Here is a 19500-nt window from a genome sequence, read left to right as displayed (position 1 = left end):
AAGCATAAAAAAATCCAAAACTTAAAGTTTCAGATTTTTCTATGTTATGGTTTTAAAAGGCTTACCCTTTAAATACCCCCATGTTTGCATATTTTTCCATACGCTGAGATATCAAATCTGTTGGTGATAAGTTTTTTAATGCCTCATAAGATTTTACTATGGCATTACTTACTGCTAAAAATGTTTTTTCACGATCTCTATGTGCACCTCCTAGTGGTTCTTTAATAACGCCATCTACTACTTTTATCTTCATAGCATCTGTTGCTGTTAACTTCAAAGCTTCCGCTGCTTGTTCTTTATATTCCCAACTACGCCATAAAATTGAAGAACAGTTCTCTGGAGATATTACAGAGTACCAAGAATTCTCTAACATCAATACATTATCTCCAACACCGATTCCTAATGCGCCTCCTGATGCTCCTTCTCCAATTACTATAGCAATAATAGGAACTTTTAAACGAGTCATTTCTAAAATATTTCTGGCGATAGCTTCTCCTTGTCCGCGTTCTTCTGCTTCTAAACCAGGATAAGCACCTGGGGTATCTATTAATGATACAACTGGAATACCGAATTTTTCAGCAGATTTCATTAAACGTAACGCTTTACGATACCCTTCGGGATTAGCCATTCCAAAATTTCTATATTGTCTGGTTTTCGTGTTGTAGCCTTTTTGTTGGCCTATAAACATAAACGTTTGATCTCCAATTTTACCTAAACCACCAATCATCGCTTTATCATCTTTTATATTACGATCTCCATGTAATTCTAAAAATGAATCACCACAAATGGCCTTTATATGATCCAATGTATATGGCCTGTTTGGATGTCGAGATAATTGTACTCTTTGCCAAGGTGTTAGATTTTTATAAATATCTTTTTGGGCTTCTTTTAACTTCTTTTCAATTTGAGAACACGTTTCAGTAACGTCTACTTCACTTTCTTCTCCAATCACTCTACATTTTTGTAGTTGATCTTCTAGCTCTTTTATAGGGAGTTCAAATTCTAAATATTCCATAAGAATTTAGTTTTAGCTATTTAATTTTAAGGTTAGCGTACAAATATAAAAACTTTAATTTTCTTAAACTGTTAAGTATGCTTACTTTTTAATTTTCTTGCATTTTTTAAAACTCCATTTAAAATTACTGTGGTTATAATGACTATAGCTCCGTAGTAGAATGATGCACTCATTTGCTCTTTTTCTGGAAATAATATTACGGCCATAACGATACCATAAATAGGCTCCAAATTATATGTTAATACAACCGTATATGGGCTAATTAGTTTCATAACATAAACGGATGCAATAAAAGCATAGGCTGTACAAATTGAGGATAATATAAAAAGGTATCCAAAATCGGAGGCTTTTAAATTGAAAAAATCTAAAGAAAATCCATCACCAAAAAATAAAATATAAATAGATATAAATACAACACCACTTATAAACTCATAAAATGAAATAACTGTTGCGGTATGTCTTACTAAAAATGTCCCGTTTAACACTGCAAATAATGAAGAAAAAAATGCTGAAGAAATTCCTAGAAGAATACCAGTTAGATATTTAATTTCACTCTGTGTGATTATAAAAACACCAATTATTACTATAATACCAAAAAGAATTTCATACCAAATAATAGTTCGCTTGTAAATTATAGGTTCTATAAAAGACGCAAAAAAGGCTCCTGTAGAAAACATTGCTAATGCTATGGATATATTAGCTTCATTTATAGCTCCAAAAAAAGTTATCCAATGCAAGGCTATTATAATTCCTGCTAAAGATAGCCTGAGAAGGGATTTTAGTGTGATTTTTAGTTTGACTTTAGCTGCTTTAATGTAAATAAACATTAAAATAGACGCCATTATCATTCTATACCAAACTAAGGGAATTGCTTTTATGGTAATTAATTCTCCAAGAATAGCTGTAAAACCTGCTATAAAAACTAAAAAATGAAGGTGTAAGTAATTTTTAGTCTTAGCGTTTGGCATTGTACAAAAGGTAAGTTGCTAAAATACCAAAAATGATATTAGGAAACCATACTGCGACTAGCGGTGAAAAATCGGATTGTTCTGCCATAACGCCAAAAATCTTATCGAAGAACACAAAAACCATAGCGATACAAATACCAACAGCTAAATTAACGCCCATACCTCCTCGTCTCTTTTTTGACGAAACTGCCACAGCTATAATTGTTAAAATAAATACCGAAACTGGCAAACTCCACTTTCTATATAAAACCAATTGAAAACGACCAACATTAGATGAGCCTCGGGCTTCTTCTTTTTCTATAAAACGTTTTAAATCGCCATACATTTTTGTTTCAGCAGCATATATTACAGGAATAAGATCGTCTACGTGAAAAGCGAAAAGGGTATCTTTTTTCTTGAGCTTTTCTATTTTATCTCCATCTAGACCAATATTTCTTCTAACATAATCTGTTAATTGATATATGGTATCTTTTTCTATATATTTTATTTTATTGGCTGTTATTCTAGAAACAAGCTGGTTTCCTTCAAAGTGCTCAAAAGTAAAGTATCTTCCTTCTTTGTTTTTTACATCAAAATCGCTCACATAAATAATATCGTTATCATTTATTTGCCTAAATACATCTTTATTATCTACAGCACTTTTCCCCCTTTTTAAATATTTGTAGCTAAAATTATTAAACCCCTCACTTGCTTTAGGAGCTAAAAACAGCCCTAAAACAATTGCTAATACAGCAACTACAGAAGCTCCTATCATATAAGGTCTTAAAAAACGTGTAAATGAAACACCAGAACTTAAAAAGGCAATAACTTCTGTATTATTTGCTAGTTTAGATGTAAACCAAATAACCGACAGGAATAAAAACAACGGAAAAAGTAAGTGAGCAAAATAGATCGTAAAGTCTAAAAAATAGACCATGACTTCCCAAAAAGGAACTTCATTTTCTAAAATCTTACCAATCTTTTCAGCAAGATGCACTGTTATTCCAATAGGTATAAACAGTAGCAACATCATTAAAAATGTAAACAAATAACGTTTTAATATGTACCAATCTAAAATCTTCATAAATATTATAAACGATTATCCATTTGCTTTACCATTGTATCTTTCCATGTTTTAAAATCTCCTGCTAATATATGTTTTCTTGCTTCTCGAACCAACCATAAATAGAAACCTAAATTGTGTATGGTCGCTATTTGTTTACCCAGCAATTCATTAACTGTAAATAAATGCCTCAAGTAGGCTTTACTATATTCCGTATCTACGAATGTTATCCCCATATCGTCTATAGGTGAAAAATCGTCTGCCCATTTAAGGTTTTTAATATTTATACTACCATGGGCTGTAAATAGCATCCCATTTCTGGCATTTCTTGTAGGCATCACACAATCAAACATATCTACACCTAACGCAATATTTTCTAAAATATTGATTGGTGTTCCTACTCCCATTAAATAACGTGGCTTTTCTTCTGGTAAAATAGCACAAACCACCTCCGTCATGGCATACATTTCTTCTGCTGGTTCTCCAACAGATAAGCCGCCTATGGCATTACCAACAGCTCCTGAGTTTGCAATATATTCTGCAGATTGTTTACGCAAATCTTTATAAGTACTCCCTTGTACAATTGGGAAAAACGCTTGGTTATAGTCGTATTTTAATGGTGTTTTTTCTAAATGATTGATGCATCTATCTAACCAACGATGCGTCATATGCATAGAACGTTTCGCATAGTTATAATCACATGGGTACGGCGTACACTCATCGAAAGCCATAATGATATCCGCTCCAATAGTACGCTGAATCTCCATAACATTTTCGGGTGTAAACGTATGGTAACTACCGTCTATATGTGATTTAAACTTAACACCTTCTTCTTTAATTTTTCTATTTGCTGATAATGAATATACCTGATACCCTCCAGAATCTGTTAAAATATTTCTATCCCAATTCATGAATTTATGAAGTCCGCCTGCTTTTTCAAGAATATGCGTTTGAGGGCGCAAATACAAATGATAGGTGTTACCTAAAATAATGTCTGGATTTATATCATCTTTCAACTCACGTTGGTGTACTCCTTTTACAGTCGCAACTGTACCAACAGGCATGAAAATGGGTGTTTCTATAACACCATGATCGGTTGTTATTTTACCCGCTCTTGCTTTACTTTGAGTATCTTTTGCTTTTAATTCAAATTTCATCTCTACAACATTATTAAGTTCGCAAACCTACATATTTTTTTAATTTTAAATCAGTTTTATTTTATCAAATCATGTCGGTTCACTGACTCCAATTTATTGAAATAAGTATGGAAATAAAGATAAACAACTAAAAATCTATAGCAATAGTTATAAAAAGGAAATAATATCCTTTTGGCAACGTTTTTGATATAATGAATCAAATCTAAAACGAATATTATGAAACATCTATTTTTTATTTTAACAGTTGCGCTAATTATTCCAGCAGCAACAATGGCGCAAAGCCAAATGGTAACTGGTCTTGGGGTTAAAGCCGGATTAAATTACAATTCAAATGGTGATTACTTTGAATCGATTAGTACAAACGCAGATAATCCAGATAGAAATATTGGATATCATGTTGGTATATTTGGTAAAATTGGAAACAGTAGACTTTACTTTAAACCAGAGTTAGTTTATACGGCTACTAAAAGTGATTATAGTGATGATAGTTTTGAAATGCAAAAGCTTGATGCACCTTTGTTAGTAGGTACAAGAATCATAGGCCCTATTAGTGTATTTGGAGGTCCATCTCTTCAATATATTTTAGATTCTGAATTTGATGGCATTTCTATTGATAATATTAAAAATGACTTTTCTGTTGGTCTTAATTTTGGTGTCGCATTTAATATTAAAAGAATAGGTATAGATTTACGCTACGAAAGAGGTTTTAGTAAGAATGAAGCAACCTTTTTAAATAATAATAGTGTTGATACCAGTAGACTTGATACCAGACCCGATCAATTGATTTTGAGTTTGTCTGTTATTTTATAAGCACAGAAAATATTATTAAAAACAAAAAGCCTTAAGCAAGGCTTTTTGTTTTAGTATACTTATTTAAATTATCATTCAGCATCTAAATAGTCTGGAATGCCATCCTTATCTGTGTCAATTGATGTTGTCCCTGTAAAAGTACCATCTCCCTCTTCTTTTATACCTATAAGTACTTCACCTGGCTCAAAAACAAGATCTTCTATTTCTTTTTTAGTTCCTCTGTTATATGTTTTAAGCTCTATTTCATTAATAGTTGCAATGCCATCACCATCATCATCATTATCAAAATAATCTGGTACACCATTTCCGTCTGTATCATCACCATCTCTTGCATCGGCATCGGCAGATGAATTCAATGTATACTCACCATCACCATTCAAGTCTTCTAAATAAGAAGGAATGCCGTCATTATCATGGTCATTTTGTGCCATTTGTAACAATCCAAACTTAAAAATAATAGGAGAATACGCTGGAATTCCTGCTACAGCATTATTAAAATAGGCTAACCCTGAAGGTAAAAACATAACACCTATGCCTTGATTTTGAAAACTAACAGTTCCATCTCCATTTTCTACAAAACCTTCAGCTACATTAAATTCAGGAATCACTTTTCTCCAACCAGGTATTAATGTTGTTAAATCAAAATTTACAGGATTCACTGCACTATCAAAAATATCATTACTTAAAGTTGTACCTTCATATCTCATAGCTACATTATCTGAAAATGTTGGAGATAAACTTCCGCCTCCTTTTTTTAACCTTAATATATAATATTCGTAGTTTGTATCTGCAAAATTTACCTCTAAAGTATCCAATATTGTAGATTCCGAAAGTAATGTCCCATCTGCAGGGGTTGTTGTTCCTTCTACAAGTTTAGTGATTTTTAAATTATCAATTGTTGGATTTGTAAGTGCATCAAATTCACTTGAATTATAATAATGAGTTGCAAAATAGTCCAACAGTAAAGCCTTATCTTCCTCCTGTTGTTCATCTCTATCTCTAATTTCAACAACAATTGTCGTATCATTATTATCATCTTTATTACAAGATAGAAAGCACGTAGCTGAACATAATGCAATTAAAGCTATTTTTCCTAGTTTCATATTTATTTTTATTTGCTTTTGTACGACCTTAATTAGTAATGTGTCGCACATGGGTATAACATTCATTTAATTAGCTTTCAATTTAAATTTTAAGCCTTTGAATGTTTCTTTATTGCTTATTTTTGGTGCGCAAGATACAATTTTAAAATAATTTTGCACAACAACATTAACGTAGTTTTTAGAATAATTGTATGCGAATTGATAAGTATTTATGGTGTATTAGGTATTACAAAACAAGAACTCTTGCTACAACTGCTTGTAAAAAAGGTCAAGTACGTGTAAATCAAGAAATTGTTAAACCCAGCAGAGAAGTTTACCCTCTGGATACCATTGAGTTAAGAAAAAATCAAATAAATTATAAACTTACTGTAAATGATATTCCCGAAAGCAGAGTTGGTGCTAAACTGGTTGATATTTATAGAACCGACATTACACCGAAAGAGCAGTTTGAGGCTCAAGAACTTTTAAAATATTCTAAGGATTATTACAGAAAAAAGGGTGCTGGTAGGCCTACAAAAAAAGATAGAAGAGATATTGATGATTTTACAGATGAAAATGAGTAATTTTATCCTTTAATTTTAGAATTAACTATTATGGCTGTTAAGAATAACATCATCCTTAATCACAACGAAATCAATCATAAAATTAGACGTATTGCTTTTCAGATATATGAAAACAATGTCAATGAAAAAGAGGTTATTCTCGCTGGGATTGATAAAAATGGTTATGTATTTGCAAAAAAATTAAAAACAGTACTTCAAAAAATCTCTGAAATTAATCCTATACTATGTAAAGTTTCTATTGATAAAAAGAATCCTCATGCAGATATTGAAACTTCAATTTCATCAGACGATTATAAAAATAAGTCTTTAGTACTTGTTGATGATGTTTTAAATTCAGGTACTACTTTAATTTACGGTGTAAGACATTTTTTAAATGTGCCTCTAAAACAATTTAAAACGGCTGTTTTGGTAAATAGAAACCATAAAAAATATCCTGTAAAAGCAGATTTTAAAGGCATCTCCTTATCAACTTCTTTACATGAACATGTGAATGTAGTTTTAGAAGGTAAAACTTTTGAAGCTGTTTTAGAATAACTTTAAAACTAATTCTTCAATAATATCACCTTCTTTTTTATTATCTGTTGTTATGGTAATTTCGGATAAGTTATAAAATTGAGAACGCTCAAAAAGGTGCTTTCCAATAAATTCTGCAAGTAATTCATCTGTTTCTATGTGAGCAATTAAAGGGCGTGTACTCTTTTCGTTTTTTAACCTTTCTACTAGAGTTGGTATGGATGCTTTTAAATAAATACTTTTTACATTAGAAACATTTCTAAGTAAATCCATATTATTACTGTAACACGGTGTTCCTCCCCCCAATGATAAAATTAAGTTCGTTTTATTTTCTAAAAGTTTCTTCAAATAGAATGTTTCCTTCTTTCTAAAGTATATTTCTCCTTTAGATTTAAAAATATCACTAACTGATAATGCTTCTTTTTCTTCTATATAATCATCAAGATCTATAAAATCATAGTTTAATTTATTTCCTAAAATTCTTCCTAAAGTCGACTTTCCCGAAGCCATATACCCAATTAAAACTAAAATCATTTTCTCGCTATAAATTGATTATTAAAAACATACGTTTTAGTGATGCAAAAAAACAAAAAAATCTTTTAAAAAAGTATTGTTTTATTAATAAAACATTCTATATTTGCACCCGCTAACAACTAACAAAGCAACGTTAGTATTGAAATAATGACCTGGTAGCTCAGTTGGTAGAGCATCTCCCTTTTAAGGAGAGGGTCCTGGGTTCGAGCCCCAGCCCGGTCACTGGAATCTCTTCAAGATTATTCAAAAAGCCTGAAACCTAATGTTTTCAGGCTTTTTCGTTTTCCTTACTTTCAATTGATATCAAATGTTACCATTAAATAGGTGCGTTATTCGGTGCATATTTTCGTTTTGACTTCTTTTTTTAACAAAAAAATGGGTGACCCTGCAAATCAAATAGTGTCTAAATAGTAGTTAGTAAATAAACTAACAAAAGTATTTTGTTAAACAATAAATTTTAAAACTATGTCACTTGTTAAATGGAAAAAAGAAGATGAGTTATTTCCATCACTTTCTTCGTTTTTTGACGACCTTTGGGGTCGTGATTTTGTAAGCGGTGTTCAAACGGGTACTTCTGTACCTGCTGTAAACATTACTGAGACTTCTGAAAACTTTGATATTGAAGTTGCTGCTCCGGGTATGAAAAAAGAAGATTTTAAAATCGATTTAGATAACGGAATGTTAGTAATTTCTCTGAAAAGAAAGAAGAGAAAGAGACAACTGAAAAGAAGATTACACGTAAAGAGTTTAGTTTTTCGTCATTTCAACGTTCTTTTTCAATACCAAATTCTGTATCAATAGATAAAATTAGTGCAGGTTATAAAGATGGCGTATTACGTATCAAACTACCTAAAAAAGAAGAAGTTAAGAAACAACCTCTAAAACAAATAGAGATTAAATAGTTTTGATTCGTGAAATCGAGCATTTTGCTCGATAAATCTGTTGAAGCCAGAATGTAAGTTCTGGCTTCTTTTTTATTATACAGATGAATTAAAAAATCATTAAATATTATACAGGTTTGAAGGAAGAACGTTCATTAGAACAAAATCTTTACTTTATATATTAAACGAAAGAGGTGCTTTTTTTGAAAGCACCTCTGCGATCTATGAACCTTTATTATAATTTAGTTTTCATCATTTTTATTTTCCTCCTCAAACAAATTTTCATCATTTACATCATCAATTGAATCATCCTCTTGTTTCTCTTCTTCAAAATTCTGCTCATCTTCAGAAACGTTTTCTTGAACTTGCTCAATAGCTTCATTTGTTTTTTCTTCTTTAACCTGTCTACAGGACAAGATAGCTAAGGATACTGTTAATATTAAAAACCCTATAAATAATTTTCTCATCTTGTTCAAAATTATAATTGTTTCAAAGTTTCAATTGTTCTAATATTAGTAAGTATTTCCAAGTCATCATCTTCTAGAACATTCTCATCAGAGTAAGTAATTTCAAAAGCTTTTCCTATCAGTTTTTTGGAAAGCAAGTCATAAGCCTTTTCTGCTTCTGGAGCTATTTTCTGAAAGCTTATCGTACTTTCTTCTCCATCTTCATCTTCATAGGTAAAAACATACATGCTGTCTTCTATACCTTCATAAACGGCAGTTATTGTAGTTAATTCGTTTTCAATTTCTTCTTCTTCCTCTTCTTGAGCAATTGCTGTGTAGTTACAAAATAGGAATGCAATAAGAAATAACGGGACTAATTTTAACGTTTTCATTTTGTAATATTTTTGATGTTTTTAATTTGTTTTATCAATAAGATTCCGTGCCTTATTGAGTTTAACTATTAGACATTAAAAACAAATTGAGGTCACCCATTTTGGTGTTAATTTTTTTGCTTTTTTATAATAATAAATCCAGATTAAGATTTGAATAACAACATAAGGTTATTAAGAACTATTAATTCTGATTTGTTTTTTTTGCCAAAGGAGGAAGCTATGGCATTACTGGCTATAAGAATACGAGTTAAAAGATCTTGATGAAACCCCTTTTTGTTGTTTAAATAAAAATCTTTAAAAACTAAAAAGGCTGATTCGGGCTTTGATTTATTTTTGATCAGTTCTTTTAATGTTTGGTATATAAACTCTTGAGAGTTTTCATTATCAATAGTTACCGTCCAATACTTTTTTACAAATTCAATAATTTTCAATTTTTCCTCACGTGTTATCTGTCCGTCAGACATTGAGACCGCATAAAACAAGTTTGCCAGAGCTTCATAAAATTCAATGGATTTATCTATGTCTTTCACCTCTAAATGTTTTAGTATATTACTTACCGTTTGCAACAAAGCATTCTAAATGAAATAAATCGTATGTAGACTGCTTTATTATCTCTTAAATTTAAGCTTTTTCTCAATAGCTTCAATCATAATATTAGCAATATCAAGACCTGTTGCGTTTTCTATGCCTTCCAAACCAGGCGAAGAATTTACTTCTAATAATAAAGGCCCTTTGTTAGAACGGATAATATCTACACCTGCAACAGGTAAATTAAGAATTTTTGCAGCTTTAATAGCTAGTTTTCTCTCCTCTGGGGTAATCTTAATTTTTGAAGCAGCTCCACCTTGATGTATGTTTGCCCTAAATTCACCTTTAGCCGCCTGACGTTGCATGGACGCCACCACCTTACCATTAACAACAAAACAACGTATATCCTGTCCGTTAGCTTCTTTTATAAATTCTTGAACCAGAATATTTGTCTTCACACTCTTAAAGGCATTAATCACACTTTCAGCAGCCTTATTGGTTTCTGCCAATACCACGCCTTTTCCTTGCGTACTCTCCAACAATTTAATAATAAGTGGTGCCCCGTTCACCATTTTAATCAAATCTTTGGTATCCAGCGGAGAATTTGCAAAACCTGTGATGGGTATATGAATATCGTTTTTTGCAAATAATTGAGTCGCCAGAAGTTTATCTCTTGATTGTGTTATGGCTTCTGCTGAATTTAAGCAATAGGCACCCATGGCATCAAATTGCCGTATTAATGCACAAGCATAAAAGGTAACAGATGGCTTGATACGCGGAATAATGGCATCAAACACATCTATGACATTTCCGCCTCGGTAACGAATTTGAGGTTCGGTAGCATCAAATTTCATATAGGCCTGTTGTACATTTAGGAATACCATTTCATGACCTCTGGCATTACCAGCCTCTATTAATCGCTTATTACTAAATAAATCTGGATTACTTGCCAGTAAGGCAATTTTAAGACCTGTTTTTTCTTTTTGAAAGGAAGCATATTTCTTGTCTATATCATCTTGTGTAAACTCAGGTAATAAATAAGTTGCTGATGGGTTGACCAGATAACGATCATATAAAGCTTCACGCCCCAAGAGCATTCTAAACTCCATAGAGTCTCGATTTGCAAGCGTCAACTCAATATCAAAAGTATCATCGCCCATAGTAATAGGCGCTTTAATAACAAGACGTTCTTCGGCAATACCAACAGAACTTTTTACAGAGCGTTTTGCATGAATTTTTGCTTCACACTTAATGCTAATACTTCTATTTACTTGAAGCGGGTTTACCTCAAAACGCACCCATTCTTCGGTTTCTTTATAAAAGATTTTTATTTTGTTTGCTTGAATAGATGATGTTTTTGCACCGGAATCTACACGTGCTTTTATTGCTGGAATTCCGAAGCTCTCAAAAGAGCACCATTCTTCACTTCCAATGATGGTTAAATTATCCAAATTATTATAGTGTTATTTCTTTTTTAGTTCAAACAGATCTTTTCTCCTGTCTTTTAAATTTTTAACTGCTCCGAATTGATGTAGCTCCCTCAATAGATCAATATCTACATCGGCAATAAGTATCATTTCGGTATTAGGCGTGGCTTCTGCTTTAATTCCATTTGTTGGGAATGAAAAATCGCAAGGTGTAAAGACCATAGATTGCGCAAATTGAATATCCATGTTTTCTACGTTAGGTAGGTTTCCTACACTTCCTGCAATGGCTACATAGCACTCATTTTCAATAGCCCGTGCTTGAGAGCAATGACGCACTCGGGAATATCCGTTTTGGGTATCTGTTAGGAAAGGCACAAACAAGATATCCATTCCTTCATCTGCCAATAATCTACTTAACTCCGGGAATTCAGAATCATAACAAATCAAGACACCTATTTTACCACAGTCTGTATCAAAAGCTTTTATCTGGCTTCCTCCTTGCATGCCCCATACTTTAGCTTCATCTGGAGTCACATGAAGTTTCTCATACCGTTCAATAGTACCGTCACGTCTACATAAATACCCGACGTTGAACAAACGACCGTCTCGCATTTCAGGCATACTGCCAGAAATGATATTGATGTTATAGGTAATAGAAAACTCCGAAAATTTACTTACGATTGCTTCGGTATGTTTTGCCAGCTCTCTAATGGCATCTGGTGTACTTAAATGATTATCTTTTGCCATAAGGGGTGCATTGAAAAACTCAGGAAATAATGCAAAATCGGAACGGTATCCCGCCACGGCATCAATAAAATATTCAGCTTGATTTAAGAGCTCCTCTAAATCTTTATAAGGACGCATTTGCCATTGTATCAACCCCAAACGCACCACCTTTTTTTTGATGGCTGCTTTTTTTGTGGGTTTTTTATAATAAATATTATCCCACTCCATGAGTATAGCATATTCACCAGATGCTTTATCGCCTTCTAAATAGCCTTTTATCACCTTAGTTGGATGAAAATCGTTTGATATTTGAAAGTTTAATACTGGGTCATTAATTTCTTTACGCTTAACCTTTTCAATATACTCTTTGGGAGACATGGAGTCTGCATATTGATGGTAATTTGGAATTCTTCCTCCAAAGGCTATTCCCCGCAGGTTTAATTTTTCGGCTACTTCCTTTCGGTAATCGTATAATCGTCTCCCTAACCGAAGCCCTCTAAAATCAGGTTTAATAAACACATCTATACCATAAAGCACATCGCCGTCACTAGTATGTGTGTTAAAAGTATAATTGCTTGTAATATCTTCATAGGTATGTTCATCGTCAAAATTATCATATGCAACAATAATTGAGAGTGCACAACCGGCAAGTTGTCCGTTTATTTTTATCACGACCTGACCTTCTGGAAACTTTTTGATTAGGGATTCAATATGGTGTTCTTTCCAGTAGGAATTGGGCATATTGGTATACGCCGATATCATCGCCAATTTAAGTTCTTGATAGTCTTTTAAATCAAGGTATTTGAGCTCAATATTTTCTATATCTTTAGTTTTCATTTGTTATTGGCTAAAGGTTTCTTTAGCGTTTTTAAAGCTTTTAAACTCAATCATATAACCATTAGGATCAGTTATAAAAAAAGAAAGATGTTCCCCAACCTTGTTTTCCATGAAAGTGGATTCTGTTGTTACTTCCTGATTAGCTTGTAAAAGCTTTTTATATAATGCTCCCCAAGCCTCTATACTTACAATAACCCCAAAATGGAATGAGGGTAAAATATTATCCTCTAATTTGTAGTTTTTGTATTTAAAGTCAAAAGAACCAGATTCAGTAAACGTTAGCTGATTATTGTATAAATTCACATCAACCCATTTATCTGTGTGCCTTCCTAGAGGCATTCCTAAAATTTCTAAGTAAAACTTCTTTGTTTCGTTTATATCTTCACAAGGAAGTGCTAAATGAAATTGTGATTTCATTGTAATTAAAAATTTAATTTACTTTTTTATTAAACTGCCCAAAATACAGTTCTACAACAAAGCGGTCATCTTTGTCCAAATAGTCAAGTGCATCATACCAATTTACCCATGATGCTGATTTGAATTTGTGGTCTTCTAAGATTTTTATTTCGTCTATCATAAGCGAGGTAACAAAGTAATGTTTGTTTACTTCGACATTATCTTTGTTAATTCTCTTTCTAGAAATAAAATAGGTTAAATCTTCATTATGTAATTCTACACCAATTTCTTCATAAGTTTCCCTTATCAGGGACTTCAAATCATTCTCCTTCTTTTTCTTTATACCACCAGCAAGGGAGTATTTTTTCTTATGGCCAATTTTTTCAAGAACCAAAAGTTTATCTTTTTTAAAAGCCAAAAGGCGAGACTTGCTAATGATATTTTTAACCTTCATTATTTTCATGTTTAGTAGACTGCTATTAAATCTATAAGAGCTATCCTTCGTAGATAGCTCTTATATTATTTACAATTTTTGAACTATTCTTTATTCTTTTTTTTCTTAGCTTTTTCAGCATTTTTGGCTTTGAAAGCCTTAAATTCTTCTAAGCTAATTTGCTCATCTTCGTCTGTGTCTATTTTTTTAAATTGTTTAGAGATTCCTTTTCCTTCCAGTTCAACCATAGTAAGATACTCATCTTTATTGGCATCTAACTTTTTAAATATCTTTTCTGGTGTTGAGTTTCCTTTCTGTGCAAAAGCGCTTAACGATGTAAATAATCCTAATGTTAATGCCATTACTAATATTTTATTGTTTTTCATTTTTAATATATTTTATTTGTTTTGTTTCGAATTAATTTTTTTCAGATTTTACTCACCTCAAGTCTGTACTTTTAGTAAACCAATTCTTAACTGATTTACACGTGAAACGAAATATTCCTTTCTCTCCTAGTATTGATATTTGATTATTATTTACAAATTATATGTTTATTCTTCTTCTAAGGCACTGGTGTCCAAACTATCATTTATACTATCACTATCATCATCTGAATCAAAACTTTCCATAGCTTGAATTAAACGTTTTCCTACCTTCACCAAATAAATAGTATCTTCCGTTCTTACTTCCACGGCTTCAACAATTTCGTTTTGCAAATTTTTATACACGATTATATCATCATCGTCATAACCATCAGGAAATTTATTTATCAGAAGTGTCAAAATATCTTCATTCAATTTTTGGTAATCTACAATTTTGCGTATCATCTTTTTCAGTATTTACATGTCTAACAAGTAGGCAAAAATTAATGGCGCAACAATAGTTGCATCACTCTCAATAATGAATTTTGGTGTATCAATATCTAGTTTTCCCCAAGTAATCTTTTCATTAGGCACAGCGCCTGAATAAGAGCCATAACTGGTAGTAGAGTCACTTATTTGACAAAAATAACTCCAAAATGGCGTGTCTTTACGTTCCATATCCTGATACAGCATAGGCACTACACATATAGGAAAATCACCTGCGATACCCCCACCAATTTGAAAAAAGCCAATACCTTTTTTTGAATTTTTGGTGTACCAATCTGCTAAAAACGTCATGTATTCAATTCCAGATTTCACGGTACTAGCCTTTAATTCTCCTTTCAAAACATAACTGGCAAATATGTTGCCCATAGTACTATCTTCCCATCCAGGACAAACAATTGGCAAATTCTTTTCTGCTGCTGCATACATCCAAGAGTCTTTTAAGTCTATCTCGTAATACTCTTCTAATACACCAGAGAGCAACATTTTATACATAAATTCATGTGGTAAATAACGTTTTCCTCTATCATCTGCATTTTTCCATACTTTAAAAATATGCTGCTGCAACCTTCTAAAGGCCTCTTCTTCCGGAATACAAGTATCTGTAACACGATTAAGCCCCTGTTCTAATAAATCCCATTCATCTTCTGGAGTTAGATCGCGATAATCCGGTACTCGTTTATAATACGAATGTGCTACCAGGTTCATAATATCTTCTTCCAGGTTAGCTCCAGTACAAGAGATAATTTGAACTTTATCTTGCCGTATCATTTCTGCAAAAATCTTCCCAATCTCGGCTGTACTCATGGCTCCTGCTAAAGATACTAACATTTTTGAACCTTTATTTAACTGTTCTTCATAAGACTTTGCAGCATCAACAACCGTAGCAGCATTAAAATGTAAATAATATTTTTCTATAAAACCTGAAATAGCTCCCTTAGTATTCATCTTGATTGTATTTTAAACGATTGATGTTGTTTTCTTTTTGAGTACTATAAAGGTTTTCATTGTCATCGTCTGCATCCTGTGCTTCAAATTTGTAGCTCAGCATTTTATAATATAGTTTTGCTGCAACGAAATCTGATGACTTTTCAGATTTATTAGGACATAACTCTACAATATCAAATCCAACAACGTTTTTTTCTTCAAATACTTTTTTAAGAAATTCCAGTGTTTCATACCACAGCAATCCACCTGGTTCTGGTGTTCCTGTTGATGGCAAAATTGAAGGATCCAATGCATCTAAATCGAAAGTGATGTATACATTATCCGTCATTAATTCAATAGCATTATCCATCCAATAATCATCATTTAGCATATCATGGGCAAAGAATACATTATCTTCGTTCATAACACGTTTTTCTGAACTATCCATACTACGAATCCCGACTTGAATAAGATTTGTATTCTGATTTGCTTCATACAAGGCGCATGCGTGGTTGTATGGAGATCCTTCATAATCTTTTCGTAAATCTGCGTGTGCATCAATTTGAAGCACGGTTAGATTATTAAAACATTCATTAAAAGCACGAATAGCACCTATAGATACTGAATGTTCCCCTCCAAATAGCGTTACAAACTTGTTGCGCTTAATATAAGATTTAATGGTATCGTGCACAGCTTCAACTATAGTATCCGGCGTGCTATTTTCTGTAATAGCATCTGTAAGGTAAATACCTTGTTTATATACTTCGCTATTCGTTTCAATATCGTATAATTCCATATTTTCCGAAGCATGTAAAAATGCATCAGGGCCTTTATCTGCTCCTTTGCCCCAAGTACTGGTTCCATCATAAGGAACGGGAACAAGAACAATTTTTGATGATTCTAAACCGGCATATTTTTCTGGTATTCCGGCATATGTTTTACGAGTATTCATTATTTGTATTATTGATTATTTAATTATGATTTGGTTAAAACCTCAAGGGCTTCATCTAGTATGGTCTCTTCTTTTACCAGAGCACGATTAATTGAGAAGTCATAGCCTAAAGTTGATAATAACTCTTCAGAGGTTTGCTGTTCTGCAAATACTGAAGTCATTAGTTGTCCGTCTTTATCCCGATCAATTAAAATATGTTTAGGTGTAGGAATAAGACAGTGTTGTAAGCCTCCAAACCCTCCTATGGTTTCTTGATAGGCTCCTACATTAAAAAAACCGATATACAATGGTTTCTCCTTATTAAATTTAGGTAGGTAAATGGCATTCATATGCTGCTCACTGTTGTAATAGTCGTCACTATCACAAGTCAAACCTCCCAAAAGAACACGCTCGTATTCTTTATTCCAGCCATTTACGGCAAGCATCACAAAACGTTTATTAATAGCCCATGTGTCTGGCAATGTTGTTATGAAGGATGAATTGATCATATTCCATTTTTCACGATCGTTTTGTTGTTTTTGGTAAAGTACTTTATAAATAGCTCCACCACTTTCTCCTACTGTAAAGCTTCCGAATTCTGTAAAAATGTTAGGAACCTCCACACCTGCTTCATCGCAGGTTTGTTTAATTTGGTTAATGATTTCACTTACCATATAAGCATAGTCATAATCAAAAGCCAATGAGTTTTTAATTGGGAATCCACCACCAATGTTAAGACTATCAAGGCTAGGACAAACCTTTTTAAGATCAACATACACTTTCATACACTTTAATAGTTCGTTCCAATAATAGGCATTATCCTTAATACCTGTATTAATAAAAAAGTGTAGCATTTTAAGGCTAACCTTTGGATTGTTTTTTATTTCCCTGTTATAAAAAGGAACAATGTTTTTGTAACCAATACCCAATCTCGAGGTATAGAATTCAAATTTCGGTTCTTCCTCGGAAGCTATACGAATGCCTATATTATAAGTATCGTTAATAACCTCACTTAAAAGATTAATTTCTTCGTAATTGTCTATTATAGTGATGCAGTTTTTATGACCGTTATTGATAAGGCGAGCAATATTTTGCACATATTGGTCACGTTTAAATCCGTTGCTAATTACATACGTGTTATCATCAATTTTACCCTGGGCTTTAAGGTTTTCAATAATATCAATATCGAATGCAGAAGATGTTTCTATATGAATGTTATTTTTAAGTGCCTCATTAAGTACATGCTTAAAATGCGAGCTTTTGGTACAATAGCAATAATTATAACTGCCTTGGTAATTATGTTCTTTTATAGCATCTGCAAACCATCCCTTAGCTCTGCTAATATTATCTGAGATTTTTGGGAGGTATGTAAACTTAAGCGGCGCTCCATATTTGTTGATGAGTTCCATTAAATCTATTCCGTGAAAGTGTAACTCATTATTGTTTAAAGCGAACTCTTCCTGCGGAAAATCAAAAGTTTGATCGATCAGATCAAAGTACTTTGTTTTCATTAGTAAATTGTTGAAAAATTAGAAAATTTGGGTTTTACTCTATTGAGCAATTTGTAGATTATTTCTAAAATTCAAATACGAAAAATAAAAATAGTTGAAGGTGTAAAACTATTCTTCATCAAAATATGATATGTAATACTAATTTTAGAAGTCAGCCTGATAATTCGGTTCCCTATCCCTAGGGCAGCTTTTGGAGTAGACTTCTTTGTCTTCCTAAGCCCGAATCTGAAAAAAGATTTCATTTTAGTATGGCAATACGTTCTTTATTCTAGAACTCATTATTAAGCAAACATAATAAAAAAATTAATTCGCCCAATTTTTATTGCTTTTTTTATAAAAAATAAACTACACTTCTTCAGTTGAAAATACATCCGAAGATGTGTAGTTTAATTGTGCTACTAGTTAAGACATGATTTTATTATACAGGTCACCTTTTTTCAAAAAAAATAAAAGCCACCTTAATTTTGTATGACTTAAAAAGTGACCCCAATATAATATATATGTCTAAAAAAGTAACTAACATATTATAGTCATTAATTAAATGTATCCTGATATGAAAAAAATACTAATACCAATTGATTTTTCGGATAACTCCCTTAATGCGTTACATTATGGGCAGTCCCTTTTTGAAGATTTTGAAGTTACCTTTTACTTATTTTCTGCTTATGTAGTATTACCATCAAATCTTTTAGGAGATGATTGGGGGAATGAATGGGTTGAGGCTATGTCCTTTGGAGTAGAAGATGATTTAGAGAATGTTGTTAGTCAAATTAAAAAATTAAATAACAATTCTAAGCATCAATTTAAAAGCATAAGTAAATTAGATCGTTTTATTCCATCAATAAAAAGTATCGTAGTTGATTATAACATAGATTTTATTGTTATGGGGACAAAAGGAGTTAAAGGTTTAAAAAGTGTGTTTCTAGGAAGCAATGCTGTTAAGGTTATTAATGCCATATCAAAATGTCCTACTATTGTAGTGCCTCAAGATTTTATGCCTAAAAAAATTAAACAAGTTGTTTTTTCTACAAATTATAAGAGACCATTTGCAGAAGCCGAACTAAAGCCTTTATTTAAACTATTAAAACATCATGATGCCACGTTAAATATTGTACAAATAATGGAAGATACCATACTAACTGAAAAGCAGAAAACACATAAACAGGCATTGTCTTATTTGCTGGATGATATCCCTCATTTTTTTCATAAGATAATATACGAAACTTCAGAAACCAAAGCGATAAAAGACTTTATAATGAAAACACAAAGTGATATGGTGTCATTCATTCATCATAAAAATAATTTCTTTTATAATCTGACCAATGAAGATGTGGTAGAAAAAACCAGTTTTAATAGCTTAGTTCCTTTATTAATATTACCAGCGCATACCAACAACAAAATCTAATATTAAAAAGAAAAAATTTTGAGTTAATTAAAAGATGTTTTATTTGTCTTCGTCTTAAATAATGAAGACATTGCAGCCTTATGGTTTTG

Annotated in this window: 22 protein-coding genes, 1 tRNA gene and 1 pseudogene; 6 read left to right on the top strand and 18 right to left on the bottom strand. The window is 32.1% G+C overall.

The features are described from left to right. Window positions 1-61: 61 nt before the first annotated feature. The 4 genes from Q4Q39_RS20500 to tgt all read right to left on the bottom strand — a co-directional run bounded on the left by Q4Q39_RS20500 (window position 62) and on the right by tgt (window position 4182). Entirely contained in the window at window positions 62-1015 is a 954-nt protein-coding gene (locus Q4Q39_RS20500) for an acetyl-CoA carboxylase carboxyltransferase subunit alpha (RefSeq protein WP_303284471.1), read from the bottom strand. A gap of 71 nt (window positions 1016-1086) precedes the next feature. Beyond that, window positions 1087-1983: a DMT family transporter gene (locus tag Q4Q39_RS20495; RefSeq protein WP_303284470.1), complete on the bottom strand. Its 897-nt coding sequence runs from the start codon at window positions 1981-1983 to the stop codon at window positions 1087-1089. After that, window positions 1970-3046, bottom strand: a complete 1077-nt coding sequence (locus Q4Q39_RS20490; RefSeq protein WP_303284469.1) for an LptF/LptG family permease — start codon at window positions 3044-3046, stop codon at window positions 1970-1972. Before Q4Q39_RS20490 ends, Q4Q39_RS20495 begins: the two co-directional genes overlap by 14 nt. A gap of 5 nt (window positions 3047-3051) precedes the next feature. Then, the gene (gene tgt / locus Q4Q39_RS20485; RefSeq protein WP_303284468.1) at window positions 3052-4182 is read right to left on the bottom strand and encodes a tRNA guanosine(34) transglycosylase Tgt; all 1131 of its coding nucleotides are present in this window, start codon (window positions 4180-4182) and stop codon (window positions 3052-3054) included. Between the two features lie 216 nt (window positions 4183-4398). On the opposite strand from tgt, the gene Q4Q39_RS20480 reads away from it, so the two are divergent. Further along, window positions 4399-4992, top strand: a complete 594-nt coding sequence (locus Q4Q39_RS20480) for an outer membrane beta-barrel protein (protein WP_303284467.1) — start codon at window positions 4399-4401, stop codon at window positions 4990-4992. A 71-nt stretch (window positions 4993-5063) separates the two neighbouring features. Here Q4Q39_RS20480 and Q4Q39_RS20475 read toward each other — a convergent pair whose 3' ends face one another. Next, entirely contained in the window at window positions 5064-6095 is a 1032-nt protein-coding gene (locus Q4Q39_RS20475; RefSeq protein WP_303284466.1) for an FKBP-type peptidyl-prolyl cis-trans isomerase, read from the bottom strand. Window positions 6096-6286: 191 nt separating this feature from the next. Between Q4Q39_RS20475 and Q4Q39_RS20470 the strand changes: the two genes are divergently transcribed. Both Q4Q39_RS20470 and Q4Q39_RS20465 read left to right on the top strand, forming a co-directional pair. Beyond that, entirely contained in the window at window positions 6287-6658 is a 372-nt protein-coding gene (locus Q4Q39_RS20470; protein ID WP_303284465.1) for an RNA-binding S4 domain-containing protein, read from the top strand. A 30-nt stretch (window positions 6659-6688) separates the two neighbouring features. Further along, on the top strand, window positions 6689-7192 hold the full coding sequence (locus Q4Q39_RS20465) for a phosphoribosyltransferase domain-containing protein (RefSeq protein ID WP_303284464.1): 504 nt from the start codon (window positions 6689-6691) through the stop codon (window positions 7190-7192). Here the strand turns inward: Q4Q39_RS20465 and Q4Q39_RS20460 are convergent. Next, window positions 7184-7705 (bottom strand): shikimate kinase, encoded by a 522-nt coding sequence (locus Q4Q39_RS20460; protein ID WP_303284463.1) that lies wholly within the window; start codon window positions 7703-7705, stop codon window positions 7184-7186. The two genes, Q4Q39_RS20465 and Q4Q39_RS20460, sit on opposite strands and share 9 nt — an antisense overlap. Before the next feature lie 149 nt (window positions 7706-7854). Between Q4Q39_RS20460 and Q4Q39_RS20455 the strand changes: the two genes are divergently transcribed. Together Q4Q39_RS20455 and Q4Q39_RS20450 are read left to right on the top strand one after the other, a co-directional pair. Beyond that, window positions 7855-7927 (top strand) — tRNA-Lys (locus tag Q4Q39_RS20455). 243 nt (window positions 7928-8170) lie between these two features. Further along, window positions 8171-8607 (top strand): annotated as a pseudogene (locus Q4Q39_RS20450) (Hsp20/alpha crystallin family protein). Between the two features lie 221 nt (window positions 8608-8828). Here Q4Q39_RS20450 and Q4Q39_RS20440 read toward each other — a convergent pair. The 12 genes from Q4Q39_RS20440 to Q4Q39_RS20385 form a co-directional block, all read right to left on the bottom strand. Next, window positions 8829-9053 carry a hypothetical protein gene (locus tag Q4Q39_RS20440; RefSeq protein WP_303284461.1) on the bottom strand — a complete coding sequence of 75 codons (225 nt, stop codon included), beginning with the start codon at window positions 9051-9053 and terminating at the stop codon, window positions 8829-8831. Between the two features lie 11 nt (window positions 9054-9064). Continuing rightward, window positions 9065-9424 (bottom strand): hypothetical protein, encoded by a 360-nt coding sequence (locus Q4Q39_RS20435; protein WP_303284460.1) that lies wholly within the window; start codon window positions 9422-9424, stop codon window positions 9065-9067. 143 nt (window positions 9425-9567) lie between these two features. After that, window positions 9568-9954 (bottom strand): hypothetical protein, encoded by a 387-nt coding sequence (locus tag Q4Q39_RS20430; RefSeq protein ID WP_303284459.1) that lies wholly within the window; start codon window positions 9952-9954, stop codon window positions 9568-9570. Window positions 9955-10032: 78 nt separating this feature from the next. Continuing rightward, on the bottom strand, window positions 10033-11403 hold the full coding sequence (gene rimK, locus Q4Q39_RS20425) for a 30S ribosomal protein S6--L-glutamate ligase (protein ID WP_303284458.1): 1371 nt from the start codon (window positions 11401-11403) through the stop codon (window positions 10033-10035). A 12-nt stretch (window positions 11404-11415) separates the two neighbouring features. Continuing rightward, entirely contained in the window at window positions 11416-12942 is a 1527-nt protein-coding gene (locus Q4Q39_RS20420; protein ID WP_303284457.1) for a bifunctional GNAT family N-acetyltransferase/carbon-nitrogen hydrolase family protein, read from the bottom strand. 3 nt (window positions 12943-12945) lie between these two features. Then, window positions 12946-13359, bottom strand: a complete 414-nt coding sequence (locus Q4Q39_RS20415; RefSeq protein ID WP_303284456.1) for a VOC family protein — start codon at window positions 13357-13359, stop codon at window positions 12946-12948. 13 nt (window positions 13360-13372) lie between these two features. After that, window positions 13373-13792, bottom strand: coding sequence for an NUDIX hydrolase (locus tag Q4Q39_RS20410; RefSeq protein WP_303284455.1), 420 nt, complete (start codon window positions 13790-13792; stop codon window positions 13373-13375). A gap of 83 nt (window positions 13793-13875) precedes the next feature. Beyond that, a complete protein-coding gene (locus tag Q4Q39_RS20405) occupies window positions 13876-14157 on the bottom strand; it encodes an EF-hand domain-containing protein (RefSeq protein WP_303284454.1) in 282 nt (93 codons plus the stop codon). A gap of 165 nt (window positions 14158-14322) precedes the next feature. Then, window positions 14323-14598, bottom strand: a complete 276-nt coding sequence (locus Q4Q39_RS20400) for a hypothetical protein (RefSeq protein ID WP_303284453.1) — start codon at window positions 14596-14598, stop codon at window positions 14323-14325. Between the two features lie 12 nt (window positions 14599-14610). Beyond that, window positions 14611-15585 carry a deoxyhypusine synthase family protein gene (locus tag Q4Q39_RS20395; protein WP_303284452.1) on the bottom strand — a complete coding sequence of 325 codons (975 nt, stop codon included), beginning with the start codon at window positions 15583-15585 and terminating at the stop codon, window positions 14611-14613. After that, window positions 15575-16516, bottom strand: a complete 942-nt coding sequence (speB, locus tag Q4Q39_RS20390) for an agmatinase (RefSeq protein WP_303284451.1) — start codon at window positions 16514-16516, stop codon at window positions 15575-15577. The genes Q4Q39_RS20395 and speB overlap by 11 nt, the downstream gene beginning before the upstream one ends. 23 nt (window positions 16517-16539) lie before the next feature. After that, on the bottom strand, window positions 16540-18006 hold the full coding sequence (locus Q4Q39_RS20385; protein ID WP_303284450.1) for an arginine decarboxylase: 1467 nt from the start codon (window positions 18004-18006) through the stop codon (window positions 16540-16542). A 553-nt stretch (window positions 18007-18559) separates the two neighbouring features. On the opposite strand from Q4Q39_RS20385, the gene Q4Q39_RS20380 reads away from it, so the two are divergent. Beyond that, complete coding sequence (locus Q4Q39_RS20380) at window positions 18560-19411, top strand: universal stress protein (RefSeq protein ID WP_303284449.1); 852 nt, start codon at window positions 18560-18562, stop codon at window positions 19409-19411. Window positions 19412-19500: the final 89 nt, after the last annotated feature.

Source organism: Flavivirga amylovorans, from assembly GCF_030540875.1.
Taxonomy (GTDB): domain Bacteria; phylum Bacteroidota; class Bacteroidia; order Flavobacteriales; family Flavobacteriaceae; genus Flavivirga; species Flavivirga amylovorans.
Note: the sequence above shows the minus strand (reverse complement) of the source record. Positions and strands in the feature narration are given on the sequence as shown.

Excerpts from the sequence above, each read along its gene's own strand:
- Q4Q39_RS20500 (WP_303284471.1), bottom strand. The coding sequence starts at position 1,015 with ATGGAATATTTAGAATTTGAACTCCCTATAAAAGAGCTAGAAGATCAA.
- Q4Q39_RS20495 (WP_303284470.1), bottom strand. The coding sequence starts at position 1,983 with ATGCCAAACGCTAAGACTAAAAATTACTTACACCTTCATTTTTTAGTT.
- Q4Q39_RS20490 (WP_303284469.1), bottom strand. The coding sequence starts at position 3,046 with ATGAAGATTTTAGATTGGTACATATTAAAACGTTATTTGTTTACATTT.
- tgt (WP_303284468.1), bottom strand. The coding sequence starts at position 4,182 with ATGAAATTTGAATTAAAAGCAAAAGATACTCAAAGTAAAGCAAGAGCG.
- Q4Q39_RS20480 (WP_303284467.1), top strand. The coding sequence starts at position 4,399 with ATGAAACATCTATTTTTTATTTTAACAGTTGCGCTAATTATTCCAGCA.
- Q4Q39_RS20475 (WP_303284466.1), bottom strand. The coding sequence starts at position 6,095 with ATGAAACTAGGAAAAATAGCTTTAATTGCATTATGTTCAGCTACGTGC.
- Q4Q39_RS20470 (WP_303284465.1), top strand. The coding sequence starts at position 6,287 with ATGCGAATTGATAAGTATTTATGGTGTATTAGGTATTACAAAACAAGA.
- Q4Q39_RS20465 (WP_303284464.1), top strand. The coding sequence starts at position 6,689 with ATGGCTGTTAAGAATAACATCATCCTTAATCACAACGAAATCAATCAT.
- Q4Q39_RS20460 (WP_303284463.1), bottom strand. The coding sequence starts at position 7,705 with ATGATTTTAGTTTTAATTGGGTATATGGCTTCGGGAAAGTCGACTTTA.
- Q4Q39_RS20440 (WP_303284461.1), bottom strand. The coding sequence starts at position 9,053 with ATGAGAAAATTATTTATAGGGTTTTTAATATTAACAGTATCCTTAGCT.
- Q4Q39_RS20435 (WP_303284460.1), bottom strand. The coding sequence starts at position 9,424 with ATGAAAACGTTAAAATTAGTCCCGTTATTTCTTATTGCATTCCTATTT.
- Q4Q39_RS20420 (WP_303284457.1), bottom strand. The coding sequence starts at position 12,942 with ATGAAAACTAAAGATATAGAAAATATTGAGCTCAAATACCTTGATTTA.
- Q4Q39_RS20415 (WP_303284456.1), bottom strand. The coding sequence starts at position 13,359 with ATGAAATCACAATTTCATTTAGCACTTCCTTGTGAAGATATAAACGAA.
- Q4Q39_RS20410 (WP_303284455.1), bottom strand. The coding sequence starts at position 13,792 with ATGAAGGTTAAAAATATCATTAGCAAGTCTCGCCTTTTGGCTTTTAAA.
- Q4Q39_RS20405 (WP_303284454.1), bottom strand. The coding sequence starts at position 14,157 with ATGAAAAACAATAAAATATTAGTAATGGCATTAACATTAGGATTATTT.
- Q4Q39_RS20400 (WP_303284453.1), bottom strand. The coding sequence starts at position 14,598 with ATGATACGCAAAATTGTAGATTACCAAAAATTGAATGAAGATATTTTG.
- Q4Q39_RS20395 (WP_303284452.1), bottom strand. The coding sequence starts at position 15,585 with ATGAATACTAAGGGAGCTATTTCAGGTTTTATAGAAAAATATTATTTA.
- speB (WP_303284451.1), bottom strand. The coding sequence starts at position 16,516 with ATGAATACTCGTAAAACATATGCCGGAATACCAGAAAAATATGCCGGT.
- Q4Q39_RS20385 (WP_303284450.1), bottom strand. The coding sequence starts at position 18,006 with ATGAAAACAAAGTACTTTGATCTGATCGATCAAACTTTTGATTTTCCG.
- Q4Q39_RS20380 (WP_303284449.1), top strand. The coding sequence starts at position 18,560 with ATGAAAAAAATACTAATACCAATTGATTTTTCGGATAACTCCCTTAAT.